At 73.9% G+C, this 19,116-nt stretch carries 14 protein-coding genes and 1 pseudogene; 5 read left to right on the top strand and 10 right to left on the bottom strand.

What is annotated here, in order from left to right:
• Nucleotides 1–384: 384 nt before the first annotated feature.
• A complete protein-coding gene (locus tag ACSDG8_RS27590; RefSeq protein ID WP_210895139.1) occupies nucleotides 385–1,170 on the bottom strand; it encodes a DUF4184 family protein in 786 nt (261 codons plus the stop codon).
• Between the two features lie 22 nt (nucleotides 1,171–1,192).
• On the bottom strand, nucleotides 1,193–1,888 hold the full coding sequence (locus ACSDG8_RS27585) for an HAD family hydrolase (protein ID WP_210895138.1): 696 nt from the start codon (nucleotides 1,886–1,888) through the stop codon (nucleotides 1,193–1,195).
• Nucleotides 1,889–2,024: 136 nt separating this feature from the next.
• Between ACSDG8_RS27585 and ACSDG8_RS27580 the strand changes: the two genes are divergently transcribed.
• Entirely contained in the window at nucleotides 2,025–3,344 is a 1,320-nt protein-coding gene (locus ACSDG8_RS27580; RefSeq protein ID WP_247678648.1) for a hypothetical protein, read from the top strand.
• A gap of 45 nt (nucleotides 3,345–3,389) precedes the next feature.
• Here the strand turns inward: ACSDG8_RS27580 and ACSDG8_RS27575 are convergent, their stop codons facing one another.
• Nucleotides 3,390–6,110, bottom strand: coding sequence for an MGH1-like glycoside hydrolase domain-containing protein (locus tag ACSDG8_RS27575; protein ID WP_210942486.1), 2,721 nt, complete (start codon nucleotides 6,108–6,110; stop codon nucleotides 3,390–3,392).
• Nucleotides 6,111–6,152: 42 nt separating this feature from the next.
• On the opposite strand from ACSDG8_RS27575, the gene ACSDG8_RS27570 reads away from it, so the two are divergent.
• The 4 genes from ACSDG8_RS27570 (at nucleotide 6,153) to ACSDG8_RS27555 (ending at nucleotide 12,912) form a co-directional block, all read left to right on the top strand.
• Nucleotides 6,153–8,096 (top strand): amylo-alpha-1,6-glucosidase, encoded by a 1,944-nt coding sequence (locus ACSDG8_RS27570; protein ID WP_210895136.1) that lies wholly within the window; start codon nucleotides 6,153–6,155, stop codon nucleotides 8,094–8,096.
• A 130-nt stretch (nucleotides 8,097–8,226) separates the two neighbouring features.
• Nucleotides 8,227–9,552 (top strand): glycosyltransferase family 4 protein, encoded by a 1,326-nt coding sequence (locus ACSDG8_RS27565; protein WP_210895135.1) that lies wholly within the window; start codon nucleotides 8,227–8,229, stop codon nucleotides 9,550–9,552.
• 79 nt (nucleotides 9,553–9,631) lie between these two features.
• Entirely contained in the window at nucleotides 9,632–11,902 is a 2,271-nt protein-coding gene (locus ACSDG8_RS27560) for a serine/threonine-protein kinase (protein WP_210895134.1), read from the top strand.
• A gap of 200 nt (nucleotides 11,903–12,102) precedes the next feature.
• The gene (locus ACSDG8_RS27555) at nucleotides 12,103–12,912 is read left to right on the top strand and encodes a metal-dependent hydrolase (protein WP_073831818.1); all 810 of its coding nucleotides are present in this window, start codon (nucleotides 12,103–12,105) and stop codon (nucleotides 12,910–12,912) included.
• 10 nt (nucleotides 12,913–12,922) lie between these two features.
• Here the strand turns inward: ACSDG8_RS27555 and ACSDG8_RS27550 are convergent, their stop codons facing one another.
• From ACSDG8_RS27550 to ACSDG8_RS27520, 7 genes and pseudogenes are all read right to left on the bottom strand, one after another.
• A complete protein-coding gene (locus ACSDG8_RS27550; RefSeq protein ID WP_210895133.1) occupies nucleotides 12,923–13,408 on the bottom strand; it encodes a hypothetical protein in 486 nt (161 codons plus the stop codon).
• A gap of 63 nt (nucleotides 13,409–13,471) precedes the next feature.
• Nucleotides 13,472–14,188 carry a VOC family protein gene (locus tag ACSDG8_RS27545; protein WP_210895132.1) on the bottom strand — a complete coding sequence of 239 codons (717 nt, stop codon included), beginning with the start codon at nucleotides 14,186–14,188 and terminating at the stop codon, nucleotides 13,472–13,474.
• An 81-nt stretch (nucleotides 14,189–14,269) separates the two neighbouring features.
• Nucleotides 14,270–14,602: a TfoX/Sxy family protein gene (locus tag ACSDG8_RS27540; RefSeq protein WP_210895131.1), complete on the bottom strand. Its 333-nt coding sequence runs from the start codon at nucleotides 14,600–14,602 to the stop codon at nucleotides 14,270–14,272.
• 40 nt (nucleotides 14,603–14,642) lie between these two features.
• Nucleotides 14,643–15,237: pseudogene (locus tag ACSDG8_RS27535) on the bottom strand (nucleotidyltransferase family protein).
• Between the two features lie 140 nt (nucleotides 15,238–15,377).
• Nucleotides 15,378–17,045 (bottom strand): bifunctional 3'-5' exonuclease/DNA polymerase, encoded by a 1,668-nt coding sequence (locus ACSDG8_RS27530; protein ID WP_247678685.1) that lies wholly within the window; start codon nucleotides 17,043–17,045, stop codon nucleotides 15,378–15,380.
• Between the two features lie 140 nt (nucleotides 17,046–17,185).
• On the bottom strand, nucleotides 17,186–18,142 hold the full coding sequence (locus ACSDG8_RS27525; RefSeq protein WP_210895130.1) for a carbohydrate ABC transporter permease: 957 nt from the start codon (nucleotides 18,140–18,142) through the stop codon (nucleotides 17,186–17,188).
• Between the two features lie 13 nt (nucleotides 18,143–18,155).
• On the bottom strand, nucleotides 18,156–19,097 hold the full coding sequence (locus tag ACSDG8_RS27520) for a carbohydrate ABC transporter permease (protein WP_210895129.1): 942 nt from the start codon (nucleotides 19,095–19,097) through the stop codon (nucleotides 18,156–18,158).
• Nucleotides 19,098–19,116: the final 19 nt, after the last annotated feature.

Genomic DNA, 19,116 nt, shown 5'->3' with positions numbered 1-19,116 from the left:
CAGAACGGACGCGCCGACGGCAGGCGGGTGAAACGGGAGAAAGGCCGGCGGCGAGGCGCGGCGGAAGGGCCGGACGGGTCAGGACCGGGTCCGCAACTCCCCGGCCCTGACCCCGGCCATCCGGTTGGGTAGCGGTCTGCGCCGTGGGAACACGGCAGGCGTGGCACGACGCCGTTCGCCGGGCTCCGCGCGGCGAGCCGGTATGCCCGCACTCAGCTCCACGGTGCTCTTACCACCGGACTCCGGTGCGCCCCCGACTCACCCCGACGAGGCGTGGACGCCGGCTCAGGTTAGGCGCGTACGCGCAGGCCGGACAAGCGATGACCGGCGGCTGCGCTTGTGATTGATGTCTATGCGGAATTGCGGCATGTCGGCGTAACGGGGTCAGCCGGTTCCGCGCTGTTCGGCTTCGAGGCGCCTACTGCGCCCGGCCGGTCGCGGCGCGGCGAACCGGGCGGCGAGAGCGCCGGCGACGAGCGCCAGCGCGACCACGTGCAGCGCCCGTACGCCGGCCGGGCCGGGCACGTCCGCCGCGGGCAGCGCGGGCAGCAGCAGCGCGCCGAGCCCGGTGACCGCCAGCGCGACCCGCCAGAACACGGCCGGGTTCGCCTCCGGCAGCGACGGCGCCGCGCCCCCGGTCCGCTGTCCCCGGCGGGCCTCCCCCACGGCCAGGACGACCACCAGCAGCCCACCGGCGAGCCCGGCGGTCACGTCCACGAACTGGTACCAGTACATGCCGGTCAGGGCGTGGAAGTCGGCGACGCCGAGCAGCCGGGGCAGGCGTTCGCTGTGGCTGACCCGGTCCCACGCGACGTGGCTGAACGCGCCGATGAGCGCCGAGCAGACCGACACCTGCCAGGGGTGCCGCACCCCGGCCAGCGTCGCGCACCAGGGCCAGCCGAACAGCCGCCGCCCCGGCAGGTGCGCGGCGACGCCGGCGACCACGCGGCGCGCCACCCAGGCGTACGCGAGCGCGACCGGCAGCCCCCACCAGAGCAGCCCGCCGAGCGTGTGCGTACGCATGCCCAGCGCCAGCGGCGTGCCGGTGAGCAGGTACGCGGAATCCGGCGCCACCGCTCCGGCGCACAGCGCCACCCCGTCGAACCAGCGGGGCCGCCACAGTTTCAGCGGCAGCACCGGCGCCAGGTGCGACGGGAAGGTGAGTGGCACCTCCCGGACGTTACCGGCCGCCTCAGAAGTGCTGGACCAGGTCGGGAAACGCGGCCAGCCGGATCACCTGGGAGTCGGACGGGTCCAGCTCGTCGTGCTCCAGGATCCAGGTGTTCTCGTTCGGGATGAAGACCGCGTTCATCCCGGCGGCGCGGGCGGGCAGGATGTCCGAGCGCGGGGAGTTGCCGATCATCCAGGCGGCGGCCGGGTCGAAGGCGTGCTCGCGGGCCAGCCAGCGGTACGTGTCGGCGTTCTTCTCCGGCACGATGTGCGCGGAACGGAAGTGGTGCAGCAGTCCGCACGCGTCCAGCTTGCGCTGCTGCTCCTCGCGCTCGCCCTTGGTCAGCAGCAGCAGCTCGTGCCGGTCGGCCAGGTCGTCGAGCGTCTCGGCCACCCCGGGCATCAGCTCGACCTGGTGCCCGATCAGCGCCGCCGCGAGCTGCTCGATCTCGGTGCGCTCCCGGGCGGTGGCCGGACGCTCGCGCAGCTTCTCCAGGCACTCGCCGAGGCTGCGCAGGAAGACCTTGCTGCCGTAGCCGTGCGCCACGGCGTTGGCCCGCTCGATGTCGTCGAGCACCGCGCGGATGCGGCCCCGGTCCAGCGTGGGATGGTCGAGCCAGGTGAGGAAGTCGTCGATGACGCGCTCGAACAGGACGTTGTTCTCCCAGAGCGTGTCGTCGGCGTCGAAGACCAGCACGGCGGCGTCCCGGCGCGGCATTCGGGCTCCCTCCCTCACGGACCTCGCACACCGTACTGCCCGGTCTCCGGACGGACCACGCGGATTATCCGGTCGGCGGGCGGTTACCGGCGGCTACCCGACTGCGCGATCCCTGGTCGGGCGACATGCTTCGGCCATGACGATCTCACCCGATCATCCGCCTGGGCGCAGACGGGGCGCGGCCGTAGCCGTGGCCGCGGCGCTCGCCGTCGCGGGCGCGGCGCTGCCGGGATCCCCGGCGCTCGCCGTCAACGCCGCACACACCACAGTCGTCGGCACGAACCCGGTCGACTGGACGCCGCACGCGCTGGACGGCACCGTGCACCGCATCCTCCAGATCGGCAACCGCGTCTACGTCGCCGGCACGTTCACCAAGGTGCGCAACGCCGGGCAGACGGCCCAGCTCGCGATGCCCCGCCTGGTGGCCCTCGACGCGACCACCGGCCGGATCGACACCACGTTCCGACCCCAGGTCAACGGCGCGGTGAAGGCGCTCGCCGCCGCGCCGGACGGCCGCTCGCTCTACATCGGTGGCGCGTTCACCACTGTCAACGGCGCCGCGGCGTCCCGGCTGGCCCGGATCGACGCGGCCACCGGCGCCCGGGTCGCCGGGTTCACCACGCCGGCCCTCAACAACCAGGTCAACGACATGCGCCTGGTCGGCAACCGGCTGATCGTCGGCGGCGCGTTCCAGACCGTCGGCGGGGTGACCCGGCGCGCCCTGGCGGCGGTGAACGCCACCACCGGAGCGGCCGACCCGTCGGTCAACCTGAACCTGGCCGGGCCGCGCAAGACCACCTCCGGTGTCACCGCGCCGGTGAAGATCGAGGCGCTGGACGTCTCGCCGGACAACACCCGGCTGGTGTTCGCCGGCAACTTCAGCACCGTGGCCGGAGTGGCCCGGCACCAGCTCGCGGTGGCGAACCTGTCCAGCGCGGGCGCCACGCTCTCCGGCTGGGCCACCGACCGCTACCAGGCGCAGTGCGCCCGCTCGATGCCGTCGTACCTGCGCGGTGTCGACATCTCGCCGGACGGCACCTGGTTCGCGGTGGTCACCACCGGCGCGGCGTTCCCGGGCACGCTCTGCGACACCGCGGCGCGCTTCGAGTTCGGCACGGCCACCGGCGGCAAGCAGCCGACGTGGGCCAACTACACCGGCGGCGACACGCTGCTGTCGGTGGCGGTGACCGGCGCGGCGGTCTACGTCGGGGGGCACCAGCGCTGGCTGGACAACCCGCAGGGCCGCAACTCGGCCGGTCCGGGCGCGGTGTCCCGGCCGGGCATCGGGGCGATCCACCCGACCACGGGCAAGGCGCTGCCGTGGAACCCGACGAAGGACCGCGGGGTGGGCACCGGCGAGCTGTACGCCACCGACCGTGGTCTGTGGGTCGGCAGCGACACCGTCACGGTGGCCGGCGAGTACCACGCCCGGCTGGCGTTCCTGCCGCTGGCGTGACCGTGCGGGGCGCGGCGGGGTCTCCGTCGCGCCCTGCGCACGCGGTCAGCGGCGCAACGTGAGGATCAGGTCGGCGACCAGCGCGGTCCACCCGGTCTGGTGCCAGGCGCCGAGCCCGGCGCCGTTGTCGCCGTGGAAGTACTCCGGGAAGCAGATCAGGTCGCGCCAGTCCGGGTGGGTCTGGAACAGCTGCGCGGCGCCGTAGATCGGCCGCCGTCCCCACCCGTCGCGGGTGAACAGCGAGATCAGCCGCGCGGAGAGGTCGTCGGCGATCTCGTCGAGCGTCCGCTTGACCCCGGACCGGGTCGGATACTCGACCTGGAGGTCGTCGCCGAAGAACGCGGCGTAGTCGCGCAGCGCGCTGATCAGCAGGAAGTTCGTCGGCATCCAGATCGGGCCGCGCCAGTTGGAGTTGCCGCCGAACAGGCCGCTGGTCGACTCGGCCGGCTCGTAGCCGACGCTGAACTCCTGCCCGCCGAGGGTGACGGTGAACGGCTTGTCGAGGTGGGCGCGGGACAGCGTGCGCAGCCCGTACTCGGAGAGGAACTCGTCGGTGTCGAGCATCCGGGCCAGCAGCCGCACCACCTGGTCCGGGGCGACCATCGACAGCAGCCGCTGCTGGCGGCCGTCCGGCCCGATCCGCCGGCCGCCGATCACCTCGGCGTACTCGGGACGGTTGGTGAGGAACCAGCGCAGCCGCGCGCCCAGCTCGGGCAAGCGGCGCATGGTGCGGGCGGTGAGCCGGGTGACGGCTGCGAGCGGCAGCAGCCCGACCACGGAGCGGACCTTCAGCGGCACCTTCGTGCCGTCGGCGAGGCGCAGCACGTCGTAGAAGAACGCGTCCTCGGCGTCCCAGAGCCCCTGGTGGTACGCCGCCGCGGCGATGTACGCGAAGTGCTCGAAGAACTTGGTGGCGGTGTCCACGTACGCGCGGTCGTGCTCGGCCAGCACGATGGCCATGTCGAGCAGGTTGAGCGCGTACATGGCCATCCAGCCGGTGCCGTCGGACTGCTCCAGCGTCCCGGCGACCGGCAGCGCGGCCGAGCGGTCGAACGGGCCGACGTTGTCCAGCCCGAGGAAGCCGCCCTCGAAGACGTTGTTGCCGCCGGTGTCCTTGCGGTTGACCCACCAGGTGAAGTTGAGCAGCAGCTTGTGCATGACCCGGGCGAGGAACTCGTGGTCGCGGGAGCCGTCGATCTCGAAGACCTTCAGCGCCGCCCAGGCGTGCACCGGCGGGTTCACGTCCCCGAACGCCCACTCGTACGCCGGGATCTGGCCGTTGGGGTGCAGGTACCACTCGCGCAGCAGCAGGAGGATCTGCTCCTTGGCGAAGCCCGGGTCGACGCGGGCGATGGTGACGCAGTGGAAGGCCAGGTCCCAGGCCGCGTACCAGGGGTATTCCCACGGGTCCGGCATGGAGATGACGTCGAAGCTGTTCATGTGCCACCAGGCGCTGTTGCGCCCGTGCCGGCGGCCGGCCGGCGGCGGCGCGGAGCCGGGGTCGCCGGCCAGCCAGCGCTCGACGTCGAAGTGGTAGAACTGCTTGCCCCACATCAGCCCGGCGATGGCCTGGCGGGCGACCAGGGCCTCGTCGGCGGTGGCGGCGGCCGGGATGACGGTGTCGAAGAAGCGGTTCGCCTCGGCCCGGCGCGCCCAGAGCACGGCGTCGAACCCGTCGCCGAGGTCGGCCGGGGCGGGCGACTCGGCGGCCGGCGGTGGCGCGGTGCGGGTCAGCCGCAGCCGGATCTGCCGCTGCTCGCCGGCCGGCACGTCGAGCACGTAGTGCAGCGCGCCCTTGGTGCCGGTGCGCTCCGGGTTGACGGTGGCGGCACCGTTCACGACGTGGTCGTTGATGCCGTCCTTCGGGTACGCGGACCGCCCGGGCAGCCCCCACAGCCGCTCGGCGTTCGTCTCGTTGTCGCACAGCAGCGGCACCGGGTCGCCGTCGCCTTCCAGCAGCAGCTGCCCGAGCACCCAGTGCTCGCCGACGAGCCGGGCGCCGGCCTGCGGCCCGGCCGCCTCGCCGGTCAGCCGGGGCACCCGGTCGGTGCCGGGCAGCCCCCACGCCCAGGTGTTGCGGAACCAGAGCGTGGGCAGCACGTGCAGGGTCTCGTCGGTGTCGGCCCGGTTCGCCACGGTGATCACCACGCACATGTCGGTCGGCGACGCCTTGGCGTAGTCGACGGTGACCGCCCAGTACCTGTCGTCGTCGAAGATGCCGGTGTCGACCAGCTCGTACTCGGTGTCGTCCCGGCCGCGCAGCGCGTTCACCGCGACCAGCTCGTCGTACGGGAAGGCGGCCTGCGGGTAGTGGTAGCGCCAGCGCATGAAGGAGTGCGTGGGGGTGCTGTCGAGGTACCACCAGTACTCCTTGGCGTCCTCGCCGTGGTTGCCGCCGTCGCCGCCGAGGCCGAACATCCGCTCCTTGAGGATCGGGTCGCGCCCGTTCCACAGCGCGAGGGCGAAGCAGAACGTCTGCCGGTCGTCGCAGACGCCTCCCATGCCGTCCTCGTTCCACCGGTAGGCTCGGGACCGCGCGTGATCGTGGGGGAAGTAGTCCCAGGCCGTGCCGTGTTCGCTGTAGTCCTCACGTACCGTCCCCCACGCCCGCTCGGACAGATAGGGGCCCCATGCGCGCCAGTCCTGCTCCCCGGCGTCGGCCTGGGCGAGCCGGTGCCGCTCGGGGTCGGGGGACGCGGAGGTCGACCGGTCGGTGATCACTGGCACATCTTCGACGCCGCCGGGGTACTTCTCCACAGCGGCCATTGTCGCCGTGGCATGTCACACCTCGCTGCCGGTGGAGGAAAGTTGATCGACATCCGTTTCGGGCCGCGGCTCTGCGGCGAGCTGTCCGCCGCCGCCGCGCGGGAATGGCTGGTCACGGACGGGCTCGGCGGATACGCCATGGGCACCGTAGCCGGGCTGCGCACCCGCCGATACCACGGGCTGCTCGTGGTGGCCGGTGACACGCCCGCGTCCCGAAAGGTGGGACTGGCGAGCCTCGATCCGGCGGTGACCCTGCCGTCGGGACGGCAGGTCCGCCTCGGCGCGCACGAGTGGTCCTCCGGCGTGGTCGACCCGCGCGGCTTCGAACTGCTGGAGCGCTTCGACCTCACCGACGGGGTGCCGCGCTGGCGGTGGCGCATCGGTGACGTGGTGATCGAACGGGAGATCGCCATGACGTACGGCCGCTCCTGCGTCGCCGTCGTACACCGGTTGATCTCCGGCGGCCCGGTGCGGCTGGACCTCGCGGCGGCCTGCACCTGGCGCGACGCGCACGGCGAGCGGCGGGCCGACGGCCCGGCGCCCCGGCTGGAACCCGCGGCCGGCGGCGCGGTGATCGACGGCGCGTACCGGCTCGCCGGACCGGACTGGAGCCCGCAGGGGCAGTGGTGGCACGGGGTGCGCCACCGGATGGAGGCCGAGCGCGGCCTGCACCCCGACGAGGACCTCTGGTACGCGGGCCGCTTCACCGGCGCGCTCGACGAGCCCGGCGCGACCGTGTCGGTGCTGGCCTGGGCGGACGACCTGGCCGAGGAGCCGCCCCCGGCGACCGCTGTCATCGAGTCGACCCGCCGGCGCAACCGGGCGGTGACGGCGGCGGCGAAACCCGCCGACGCGGTCGAGGCGACGCTGGCGCTCGCCGCCGACGCCTTCGTGGTACGCACCGCGACCGGCCCGGACGTGGTCGCCGGCTACCCCTGGTTCGGGGCCTGGTCGCGGGACACGATGATCTCCTACGAGGGCCTGTTCCTGTGCACGAACCGGGCCGACGAGGGCCGGGACCTGCTGCGCGCGTACGCCGCCACGCTGTCCGAGGGGATGCTGGCGAACACCGCGGACACTGGCCGGGTCGAGTACAACACCGTCGACGCGACGCTGTGGTTCCTGCACGCCGTCAGCCGGCACGTCACAGTCACCGGCGACACCGACCTCGGCGACGAGCTGCTGCCCGCGCTGCACGGCGTGGTCGAGGCGCACGTGGCGGGCACCCGGTACGGCATCGGCGTCGACCCGGCCGACGGGCTGCTGACCCAGGGCGGGCCGCCCGACGTGGCGCTCACCTGGATGGACGCCCGGGTGTACGGGGTGCCGGTGACCCCGCGTACTGGCAAGCCGGTCGAAGTAAACGCGCTGTGGATCAACGGGCTGGCCGGGCTCGCCGAGCTGACCGAGCTGGCCGGAGGCGACGCCGCCGCGCTGCACGCCCTGCACCGGCGGGCCGCCGCCGCGTTCCGGGAGCGGTTCCCCGCACCGGCCGGCTGGCTGTACGACGTGGTGGACGCCCCCGCGCCGGCGTACCCGCTGGGCGGGGCCGCGCACCACGACGACGACCTGCTGCGCCCCAACCAGCTGCTCGCCTGGTCCCTGCCGTACGCGCCGCTGGAGCCGGACGAGGGCACGCTGCGCCGGATCACCGAGGCGCTGGTCACCCCGCTCGGGCCGCGCAGCCTCGCCCCGGACTCCCCCGGCTGGACCGGCCGGCACCGGGGCGGCCCGGCCGAGCGGGACTCCGCGTACCACCAGGGCACGGTCTGGCCGTGGCTGACCGGGCCGCTGCTCGACGCGTACCGCCGGGCCGGGCTGCCCGCCGACGACCTGCTGGTGGGGTTGGAGGGCCACCTCGCCGAGGACGGCCTGGGCTCGGTGAGCGAGACCGCCGACGGCGCCGCCCCGCACGCGGCCACCGGCTGCCCGTTCCAGGCGTGGTCGGTCGCCGAACTGCTGCGCGCGCGGCGCTCCCGCCGGTAACGCGTTACAGACCGGCAACCGGCGCGTCGCCGCCGGTTATCGACGCCTCGGCAGGATGGGTGGCGGCCCCACCGGGACACCCGCGGCGACGCCGCCGGAGGTGGGGACACCACAACTCAAAGGGGGCCGCGTGTCAGCTGACGCCGAAGTGATCGACATCCAGCCCGCCCGGCGCCTGCGGGTGCTGCTGCTCTCCTGGGAGTACCCGCCGGTGCTCGTCGGCGGCCTCGGCCGCCACGTCCACGCGCTCTCAGTCGCGCTGGCCGCCGCCGGGCACGAGGTCACAGTCGTCACCCGCCACGCCGAAGGCGCACCCCTGGAGGAGTACGCCGAGGGCGTACGCGTCGTCCGCGCCGCCGAGGACCCCGTCCGGTTCCCGCTCGCCACCGACTCGCTGCTGGCCTGGACCATGGCGTTCAACCACACCCTCACCCGCACCGCGCTGCGCGCCGCCTCCTCCGGCGCCTACGACGTCATCCACGCCCACGACTGGCTCGTCGCGCACACCGCCGTCACGCTGGCCGAGCACCTGGACGTGCCGCTGGTGACCACCATCCACGCCACCGAGGCCGGCCGGCACCAGGGCTGGCTGCCCGAGGAGATGAACCGGACGATCCACGGTGTCGAGCACTGGCTGAGCAACGCCTCCGGCCGGGTGATCGCCTGCTCCGGGTACATGCGCGACCAGGTGGCGCGGCTGTTCGGCGTACCGGCCGGGCGCATCGACGTGGTCGCCAACGGCGTCGACGACCGGGCCTGGCGGGCGCGGCCGCACGCGGTGGCCTCGGCCCGGGCCCGCTTCGCCGCGGGCGGGCCGCTCGTCGGGTACGCCGGCCGGCTGGTCTACGAGAAGGGTGTGCAGCACCTGGTGCACGCCGTGCCGCGCCTGGCCGACCGGCACCCCGGCCTGCGGGTGGTGATCGCCGGGGACGGCCCGTACAAGGACGAGCTGGTCGACCAGGCGCGGCGGCTGCGCCTGGGCGACACGATCCGGTTCGCCGGCTTCATGGACTCCACCCAGCTGCCCGCGGTGCTCGCCGCCACCGACGCCACGGTGATCCCCAGCCTCTACGAGCCGTTCGGCATGATCGCGCTGGAGGCGGCGGCGGCCGGAGCGCCGCTGGCGGTGGCCCGCACCGGCGGGCTGGCCGAGATCGTCGAGGCCGGGGTGACCGGGGTGACGTTCCCGCACGGCGACCCGGACGCGCTGGCCGGCGCCGTCGACCGGCTGCTCGCCGACGAGGTCTTCGCCCGCCGGGTGGCGCGCCGGGCCCGGACCATGGTGACGCGGCGGTACGCCTGGTCGGCGATCGCCGCCCGCACCGCGGGCAGCTACGCCGCCGCGCGCCGCGACCACGACACGTTCCATGCCCGCCGGGCCACCGCCCTGCTGGCCCGGGATCGTTCCGCGATCACCATTCCGGAAGGGAATCTGCTTGCCGGTACGGCCAGTTAGGGCATGACGTCTCGCCATGCGATAGGTACCGTCCGATCCGTTGGCTATTGTGGACCACTGACCAGCGGTGAGGAGTGCGGTGCGGGACGTAGTGATCGCCGGACGGTACCGCCTGCTCGACCTGGTCGGCCGGGGCGGGATGGGCCAGGTCTGGCGGGCGCGCGACGAGGAGCTGCACCGCGAGGTCGCGGTGAAGCAGGTCGTGCCGCCGAACTGGCTGGCCGAGAACGAGCGGGACGAGTTGCGCGCCCGGACGCTGCGCGAGGCGCGGACGGCCGCGCGGCTCAACCATCCCAACGTGGTCCGCGTCTACGACGTGGTCCGGGTCGAGGGCGACCCCTGGCTGGTCATGGAGTACGTCCCGTCCCGCTCCCTGCAGGAGATCGTCGAGTCCGACGGGCCACTGACGCCCGGGCGGGCCGCCGAGATCGGGCTGGCGGTGCTCGCCGCGCTGCGCGCCGCGCACGACGCGGGGGTGCTGCACCGGGACGTGAAGCCCGCAAACGTGCTGCTCGCCCGGGACGGCCGGGTGCTGCTCACCGACTTCGGGCTGGCCGTGTTCCAGGGCGGCGACGGCGCCATGACCCGGCCCGGCCTGGTCCTCGGCTCCCCCCAGTACGTGGCGCCGGAGCGGGCCGCCGAAGGCGTGTCGAGCGTCGAGGCGGACATGTGGTCGCTCGGCGCCACGCTGCACGCCGCAGTGGAGGGCCGCTCGCCGTACGCCCGCAGCACCGCAATGGCCACGCTCGCCGCGCTCGCCACCCGGCCGCCCGACCCGGCGCCGCACGCCGGCCCGCTGACGCCGGTGCTGGCCGGGCTGCTGCGGCGCGACCCGCGCGCCCGGCTCGGCCACCACGAGACCGCCCGCCTGCTCGGCGTGGCCGCGGTGTCGGACACCGACGCGACGGCGGGCAGCGGGTCCGCGGGCCGGTCCGCCGCACCACCCGACCGGCCAGCCACCGGGCGCGAGGGCGACACCCGGGGACGTCCCCCGGGCGACGGTGACGAGGCGGCGACCCCGGCGGCGGGCGCCGTGTACCCGGACCTGATGCCGCCGGCCGCCGCCGCCCGCGCCTGGAGCCGGGCGGCGAAGCGCAGCGAGTGGGCCCCGCCCGCCGCGGGCGACCAGGCGACCCCGGCCGATCCGTCCGACTCCGCCGACCTGCCGGAGCGCTCCGGCGAGTCCGGCCGGACCGGTCCTTCCGCCGCCGCTCGCTCCGGCCAGTCCGGCCCGGTGGGCTCGGCGGACCGCTCCGAGCCACCGCCGCCGCCCCGCTCCGAACCGCCGCCGCGACCCCGCTCAGAGCCGCCGCAGCGGGACCGGTCCGGCGAGCTGGAGCGGGCGGAGCCCGCCGCGACCACTCCGGCGGAGCCGCCCCGGGACGTCCCGGACCGCCCGGGTCCGGTCAGCCTCGGCCCGACGGTCCTCACCAGCTTCGTCGACCCCGGCAGCCCGACCGGCCCCGAGTCCGCCCCCCGCGCCGACGCGCTCAGCCCGGTGCGCATTGCCGGCCCGGACGCGGCGCCGGTCGCCCGCCCGGCCCCGGTCGCCCACAGCGGCCCCGCCGACAGCGGCGCGCTGCGGGCCGGGCCGCCTCCGCCAACCGGGGTTCCCCGCCCCGCCGACCGCCCCCTCGACGCCGAGGATCAGAAGCGGCTGCAACGCTGGGGGCTCGCCGTGGGCGCTGTGCTGCTCGCCGTGGCGACCGGCGTCGGCACCGCGCTGGCGGTCACCGACGGCGCCGACGACCATCCGGAGGCGCGCAGGTCCGGCGAGACCGTCGCGCGGCCCTGGGAACGCCCGCCCGGCGGCCCGGGCGTGCCCCCTCCCCCGTTCCCCTGCGTCCGGCCGGACGTGACGGGCACCCCGGTCCGCAAAGGCCCACCACCCGAGGACCCGGCGGTGAACGTGCCGGCCGGCTGGGTCTGGCCCGCCGACACCGGCGGCTTCCACATCGCCCTGCCCGCCGGGTGGCTGCAACTGCGCTCCGGCGACACGACCTGCTTCCAGGACCCGGCCACCCGGCGCATCCTCGGCGTCGAGCCGTACCCGGGCGGGGATCCGGTGGGCCGGCTGCGCTCCTCCGAGCGGGACCTCACCTCCGCCGGGCGGCTGCCGCAGTACGAGAAGATCCGGCTGGCCGCCGACGGGCCGGGCGCGGAGTGGGAGTGCCGGTGGACCGCGCCGTACGGCGAGCGGATGCGCGCATTGCGCGTACTGCCCGGCGAGCGGGCCGGATGGACGCTCGGCCTGACCACGTCCGATGCCGACTGGGCGGCCGCGTCGAAGCAGTTCGCCGTCATCCGGGCGAGCCTCGGAACGGTCCGGCCCACCCGTACCGCGGGCTGAACGGCGCCCGTCCCATCACCGACAGTCGGCGTGGCGCCGGCTGCCCGGCCCGCCATACTTCCGGGTGACCGTGGTGCGCCGTCGGGCGCCCGCGGCACCCCTTCCCCAGTGGACCGTCCGGCTGATGCCCCGCTGTCGCACGGGCTGACTACAGTGGCGTAGTTTTTGTGGATCAAGACCTTCGGGAAGGGCGAGCCGAGATGATGGGACCGTCCCACGCGCTCTCGGGCGCGGCGGTGTGGCTGACCGGCTCCTGGGCGATGGCCCAGTTCGCGGACTACCACCAGACACCGCTGGCGCTCGCGGTGGGCACCGCGGTCTGCGCGGGCGGAGCGCTCTTTCCCGACCTCGACCTGTCCGGGAAGGTCACCCGCAACCAGGGCGGCGCGACTGTGGCCCGCACGTTCGGCGTGGTCAGCCTCTTCGTCGCCGAGGTGATGGAGAAGATCTCGCTCGGCGTCTACTACGCCACCAAGCTCAGCAAGGATCCGCGCCGCAACAACGGGCACCGCACGCTCACCCACACCATCCCGTTCACGGTGCTGGTCGGCTGGGGCACCACCGCGCTCTGCGCCCACTACGGCAAGTGGGCGGTCGTCGGAATCCTCTTCTTCATGATCGGCCTGGCGCTGCGCGGGCTGTTCGACAGGTGGGCCGAGCGCGCCGGCTGGGTGGTGGTCACGCTGGTGTCCGCCGCCGCGGCCTGGTTCACGTTCGCCAACCTGCCCGGCGACCGGGGCTATCCGATGATCGGCCTCGCCGTCGGCGTGGGCTGTTTCGTGCACATCCTCGGCGACATGATCACCCGGGCCGGGGTGCCGATCCTCTGGCCCATCCCGATCAAACGCCGGATGTGGACCATGATCGGGCTGCCCAACAAGATCGCCCTGCGTACCGGCAGCAAGGCCGAGACGGTGGTGCTGCGTACCGCGATGACGATCCTGTCCGTGCTGGCCGCGGTGGGGCTGGTCGCGCCCTCGGTGCTGCAGCGCTTCGACATCCAGGTGTAGCCCGGGCGCCTCAGCCCGCCTCGGCCCGCACCACCCGCGTGTCGGCTATCCGGCGCCGGATCAGCCGGGCCGTCCGACCCACGCCGCGGGCGGTGAGCGCGTACGCCGCCGTCGGCGCGAGGACCAGCAGCGCGCTGATCCCGGCCACGAGCGGCACCCGGGCGCCGGGCACGTCCGTGGCGACCGCCACCGCGGCGGCGTACCCGGCGGCCAGCACAACCGCGACGAGCCCGGCGTACGCCAGCGCCGGGGCGGCCCGACGCCGGCCCGCGGCTTCGCCGAGCGCGACGGCCGGCGCGAACAGCAGCGGCAGCGCGGCCACGCCGAGCAACGCGGCGATCAGCACCAGCAGCGGTCCGGCCAGCGGGCCGCCCGGGTCGGCGCCGGTGACCAGCGCGTACGCCAGCAGGCCGAGGTAGCCGACGACCGCCTCGGCGACGACGACGAGCCAGGCCGCCGTGGCTCCCGCGAGATGCCGAGCGATGGTGGTGCCCACTTTGTGCCCTCCCCCGTGGCGGACGTCCCGGTGACCGTCCCGGAAGGACGGTAGCGCCTCACCTCACCGCGGCGTCAGCAGGCAGAACTCGGTGCCGTCCGGATCGGCCAGCACCAGGTCGTCGGCGGTGTGCCGGCCCACGCCGACCCGGCTCGCGCCGAGCGCGAGCAGCCGGTCGGCCTCCGCGTCCCGGTCGCCGGCCGCGACCAGGTCCAGGTGTACGCGGTCCCGGCCGCCGCGGTCCATCAGCGGCGGCCCGCTCCAGGTGACCTTCGCGCCACCTCGGGGCGACTGGATCGCGGTCTCCTCGTCCTGGTCCCAGACCAGCGGCCAGCCCAGCGCCTCGCTCCAGAAGAGGCCGGCCGCCCGGGTGCCGTCGCAGTTGACCGCGCCGAGCGGGCCGCAGCCGGCGAGGAAGGTGTTGCCCGCGCCGATGACGCAGAACTCGTTGCCCTCGGGGTCGGCGAGCACCACGTGGTCGTCGTCCGGGCCCTGGCCGATGTCGATGTGCCGGCCGCCCAGGGCCAGTGCGCGGTCGACCGTCTCCCGCTGGGCCTGCGTCGACGCGCTGGTCAGGTCGAAGTGGATCCGGTTCTGCACGGTCTTCGGCGCGTCGCTGGGCAGGAGCCGGATGCGGACGTCGCTGTGCGCGTCGCCGCCCAGCGCCACGCCCTCGCGCGGGTGCTCGACGATCTCCCGGCCCAGCACCCCGGACCAGAACCGCGCGAGCCGCAGCGGGTCGCCCGTGTCGAGGCTGACCGCGTAGAGGTGAACCGCCATCTGCCGTCTCCGATCCCCCGCTGCCGACTGGCCGCAGCGTAGGACGAGCCGGTCCGGTCCCGCACCCGGATATCCGGCGGGCTACTTCGCCGGCAGCGTGCGCGCGACGCGGACACCCCGGTCGACCCAGCGGGCCAGGTCGGCGTCGCGCTCGCAGGCATCCGGCGACACGGTGACCCAGCCGCGCATCTCCCGGCCCCGCATGACAGTCGCCTCGGCGCCGGGCTCGCCCAGCGCACGCTCGGCCTCGGCCGGGTCGACCCGGACCATCAGGCCGCCCGCGCCGCGCACGACCACCGCCATGTTGCCGCGCAGCATCATCGCCAGGCCGCCGAACATGCGCCGCTCGGTGATGCCGGGCTCAGGGCCGAGAAGTTCGCGTACCCGGTGCGCCAGGTCCTCGTCGTAGGCCACGGTCCGATCCTGGCACCCGGGTCCGACAAGCGGGGGCGCCTCAGGCGCCGACGCGCTGCTCGGGGATGGACAAGCCGTAGAGCGCCATCAGCTCCGGGCTGTCGATGCGGCTGCCGTCGGCCACCGAGTCGCAGGCGATGTCGACGATCTGGTCCTTGTGCGCCAGCAGGTACGGCCGGGCCCCGACGTCGGCGCTGGCGAGCGTGGCGATGCCGGACCAGTGCCGGCGGCCGAACAGCATCGGGTAGCCGCGCAACCCGTCGTAGGTGGCGCAGACCAGCACGTCCGGGTACGGCAGGGCGGTGACCCGGCGGACCGCCGCAGCGGTGAGCCCCGGGCATGTCCACCGGCACCACGACGACGGCCTCGATGTCGTCGTCGGTGAGCGCGGCGAGCCCGGCCCGGATCGAGGAGCCGACGCCGGTGCCCCACGCGCGGTTGACCACGACCGTGGCGCCGGTCAGGTCGGTGGTCTGCCGCACCTGCTCGGCCGCCGCGCCCAGGACGACCACGACCTGCGCGCAGCCTGCCTCGGCCATGGTGTCGATCATCTGGCTGACCAGCGGCTTCTCTCCCTGGTGCAGCAGCGCTTCGGGTCCGCCGATGCGGCGGCCGCCACCGGCGGCGATGATCATTGCAGCGATCCGGTTCAGCTGTGCCCCCTCGATCAGGGGACGGACCGGGCACAGCCGCCCGGTCCGTCCCGTCGTACGCACACCGGGCCCAACGAGCACGACCGGGGGCGGGTAGCGGGGCAAAACGGAAATTTGCGTGACTATGCCGCGTCTGCGTAGCAGTCGACAGTGGACAGGTCGAGCGGGAACCGCACCGGAGTGTCGCCGAACAGCAGCCGGGTGGCCCGCGCGCCAGCCGCGGTGACCGCCTCGGCGACCGCCGCCGCCCGCCCGGCCGGACAGTGCACCACCACCTCGTCGTGCTGGAAGAACACCAGCTCCGCCTCCGCGCCGGCCAGCTCGGTGCGCAGCGTGGCCAGCAGCGTGGAGGCCCACTCGGCGGCGGTGGCCTGGATGACGAAGTTGCGGGTGAAGCGCCCGCGTGAGCGCGCCGCCCGGGCCGACGGGCTCTGCGGGTCGGCCTCGCCGTCGGGCAGCGCGTCCTCCCCCTCGGCGAACCCCGCCGACCCCGGCGGGCAGGTGCGGCCCAGCCAGGACCGGACCAGCCCGCCCGCCTCACCGGTACGCGCCGCCGCCTCGACGTAGCCGAACGCGGTCGGATAGTTCTTGCGCAACACCGCCAGCGCGGGCAGAGCCGCCCCGCCGGTCTGCCCGTACATCGCCCCGAGCAGGGCCACCTTGGCCTTCGCCCGGTCACCGGCGAACGCGTCGCGGGCCAGCGCGGCGTACAGGTCACCGGCGCCGCCCGCGGCGGCGAGCCGCTCGTCACCCGAGACCGCCGCCAGCACGCGCGGTTCGAGCTGACCCGCGTCCGCGACCACGAACGTCCACCCCGGGTCCGCCACCACGGCCTGCCGGATCACCTTCGGGATCTGCAAGGCCCCGCCGCCCCGGGTCGCCCACCGGCCGGAGACCACACCGCCGGGCACGTACTCCGGGTGGAACCGGCCGCCGGAGATCCACGCGTCGCGCCAGGCCCAGCCGTGCGCCGTCCAGATCCGGTACAGCTCCTTGTATTCAAGAACCAGCGGCGCCGCCGGATGCTCCACCCCGCGCAGCACCCAGGCCCGCGTGTTCGGCAGGTCCACGCCCGCCCGGGCGAACGCCCGCAGCAGCTCCGCGGGCGAGTCGGCGTGCACCTGGCGTACGCCGAACGCGTCGGCGATGCGGGCCTGCAACTCGGCCAGCCGCCGGGGTGGCCCGCCGACCGGTGACGCCTCACCGAGCAGATCGGCCAGGATCGCGTCGTGCACGTCGACGCGCCAGGGCAGACCGGCCGCGCCCATCTCGGCGGCCACCAGCGCGCCCGCCGACTCGGCGGCCACCAGCAGCCGGAACCGGCCGGGGTGGGTGGTCGCGGCGATCCGGGCGAGCTGGTCGGCGTACACCCGGGTCAACGCCGTGACGCCCGGACCGGGCGGGCCCGACGGCGGCTCGAAGAGCGCGGCCTGGGCGTGGCCCGGCGGCTCCGGCGGACGCGGCGCCGGATCCGGCGGGACCGGTGCGCCGGTCAGCCGGGCCCAGGCGGCCGGCAGCGCGCGGGGCTCGCCCCAGCGGCCCGCGTGCCCGAGCAGCAGCGCCTCGGTCAGCTCCACGTCGTGGCAGCGGTCGAGCCGCACCCCGGCGCGCAGCAGCGCCGGATAGACGCCCGCCCAGGCGGCCCAGAGCCAGCGCGGGTGCCCGGCGGCCTCGCGGGCGGCCACGGCGGCGGCCAGGTCGGCGACCTCCTCGGCCGGGCCGGACGGGGTGCCGTCGGGGTGCAGCGGTTGCAGCACGCCGCCGCCCCGCTCGTCCGCCACCACCGCCATCAGCACGAACGCATTCTGCCCCCTCCCCCCGACACGCTCCGCGTGGAAGGAAGGGCCCCCTCTTAACGCCTGCGGTAGAGGAAGGGCCCCTTGTTAACGCTGCGCGTTAACAAGGGGCCCTTCCTTACACCCCCGGAGGGCTACTTGCTGACGCCGGCGGTCAGGCCGGACTGCACCTGGCGCTGGAAGACGATGTACACGATCAGCACCGGCAGCATCGCCATGGTGACGCCGGCGAACAGACCGGACCAGTCGGACTTGTAGCCCTGGTTGACCGACAGCTCGATCAGCCCCTGGGCGATCACCTGGTTCTTCGGCTCGCCGGAGACCGACTGCATGAGCAGCGTCGGCAGGTACCACTGGTTCCACTGGCCGAGCACGTTGAAGATGCCGATGCTGATCAGGCCCGGCTTGGCCATCGGCAGCATCACGCTGAAGAACGTACGGGTGTGCGACGCACCGTCGACCTGGGCCGCCTCGGCGATCGAGTCGGGCAGTGTCCGGAAGAACGAGTGCATGAAGAAGATCGTGAACGACAGCGACCAGGCCACGTAGACCAGGATCAGCATGAGGTGCTTGTTCGGGCCGAGCAGCGGAAGGCTCACCCCGGTGTTGTAGACGCCCTTGAACAGCGGCACCGCGGCCAGATAGATCGGCAGCGTCAGCCCGGACAGGAACATCCAGTAGATCAGCCGGTTGCCGCGGAACTCGTAGCGCGCCAGCGCGTACGCGGCCATCGAGCCGAGCAGCATCGTCAACGTCACGCTGAACACGAGCACGAGCAGCGTGTTGAGGAAGAAGCTGTCGATCCCGGCGGTCCAGGCGCGGGCGAAGTTGTCCCACTGCAGCGAGTCGGGGATCAGCGACAGCGGTTCGCGGATCACCTCGGAGTCGGTCTTGAGCGCCGACATCACCACCCACAGCAGCGGGTAGACCACCATGATCGCCCAGACCGCGAGGAACAGGTGCGAGAAGCCGTTGAAGATCCGGCCGCCGAAACCGTTGCCGATGTCCTTCGCGCGCCGGTCCGCCGGCGGCCGGTCCGGCGGCGCCGTGTCGGACCGGGCCGGACCGGAGGTGTGGGTCACCGTGCTCATCGTCCAGACCTCCTCAGTACTCGATCCGCTCACGGCGGGTGATCCTCAGCTGGAGCGCGGCCAGCAGGATGGTGAAGATGGCCAGCGCGACGGCGATCGCGCAGGCGTAACCGAACTGGCCCTTCTGGAACGCGTTGAACTGGATCACCGAGGCGAAGATCTCGCTGGCGTGGTTCGGCCCGCCCTGGCTCGGCGTCATGACGAAGACCAGCGCGTACATGTCCAGCGCGATGAAGCCCAGATAGACCCAGGCGACCGAGATGCTGTCCCGCAGCAGCGGCAGCGTCACCCGGAAGAACGTGTGGAACCGGCCCGCGCCGTCGAGGATGGCGGCCTCGTAGATGTCCTTCGGGATCGACTGCATCGCGGCGGAGAAGAGCACCATGTAGAAGCCGGCGCCGCTCCACACCGCGATGAGCAGCAGCCACCAGAGCACCGCCGGCACGCCGAGGAACGGCTCCGGGTCGGCGGTGAAGGCGATCGGGTTGTCCGCGTCGACCAGCCCGATCTTGATGAGCAGGCCGTTGATCAGGCCCTGCCCGTCGGTGCGGTAGATCTGCTGCCACATGACGGCGATGACGACCAGCGACAGCACCTGCGGGAAGAAGAAGATGACCTTGTAGATCCCGGAGCCGAACACCCCGCGGATGCCGGCCCTGTCCTCGCGTCCGCCCACGTTGAGCAGGAACGCGAGGAACAGGGCCAGCGCGATCGTGAACAGCGGCACGGTGACCAGGAAGAAGACGTTGTGCCAGAACGCCTTCCGGATCAGTTCGTCGGAGATCAGCCGGACGTAGTTGTCCAGCCCGACGAAGCGCTGGGAATCCGAGTACCCACCCCAGTCGGTCAGCGAGTACCCCGCCGCCTGGGCGAACGGCCACACCACGTAGAACAGGTACAGCGCGACGGGCACGGCCAGGAAACCCGTGACGAAACGCGCGACTCCGTGCCGCATTGGACTCACTTCCTCGCAG

The organism is Micromonospora sp. LA-10 (genome assembly GCF_051853095.1).
Lineage (GTDB): Bacteria > Actinomycetota > Actinomycetes > Mycobacteriales > Micromonosporaceae > Micromonospora > Micromonospora echinospora_A.
This window is presented reverse-complemented; position numbering and strand designations above follow the sequence as displayed.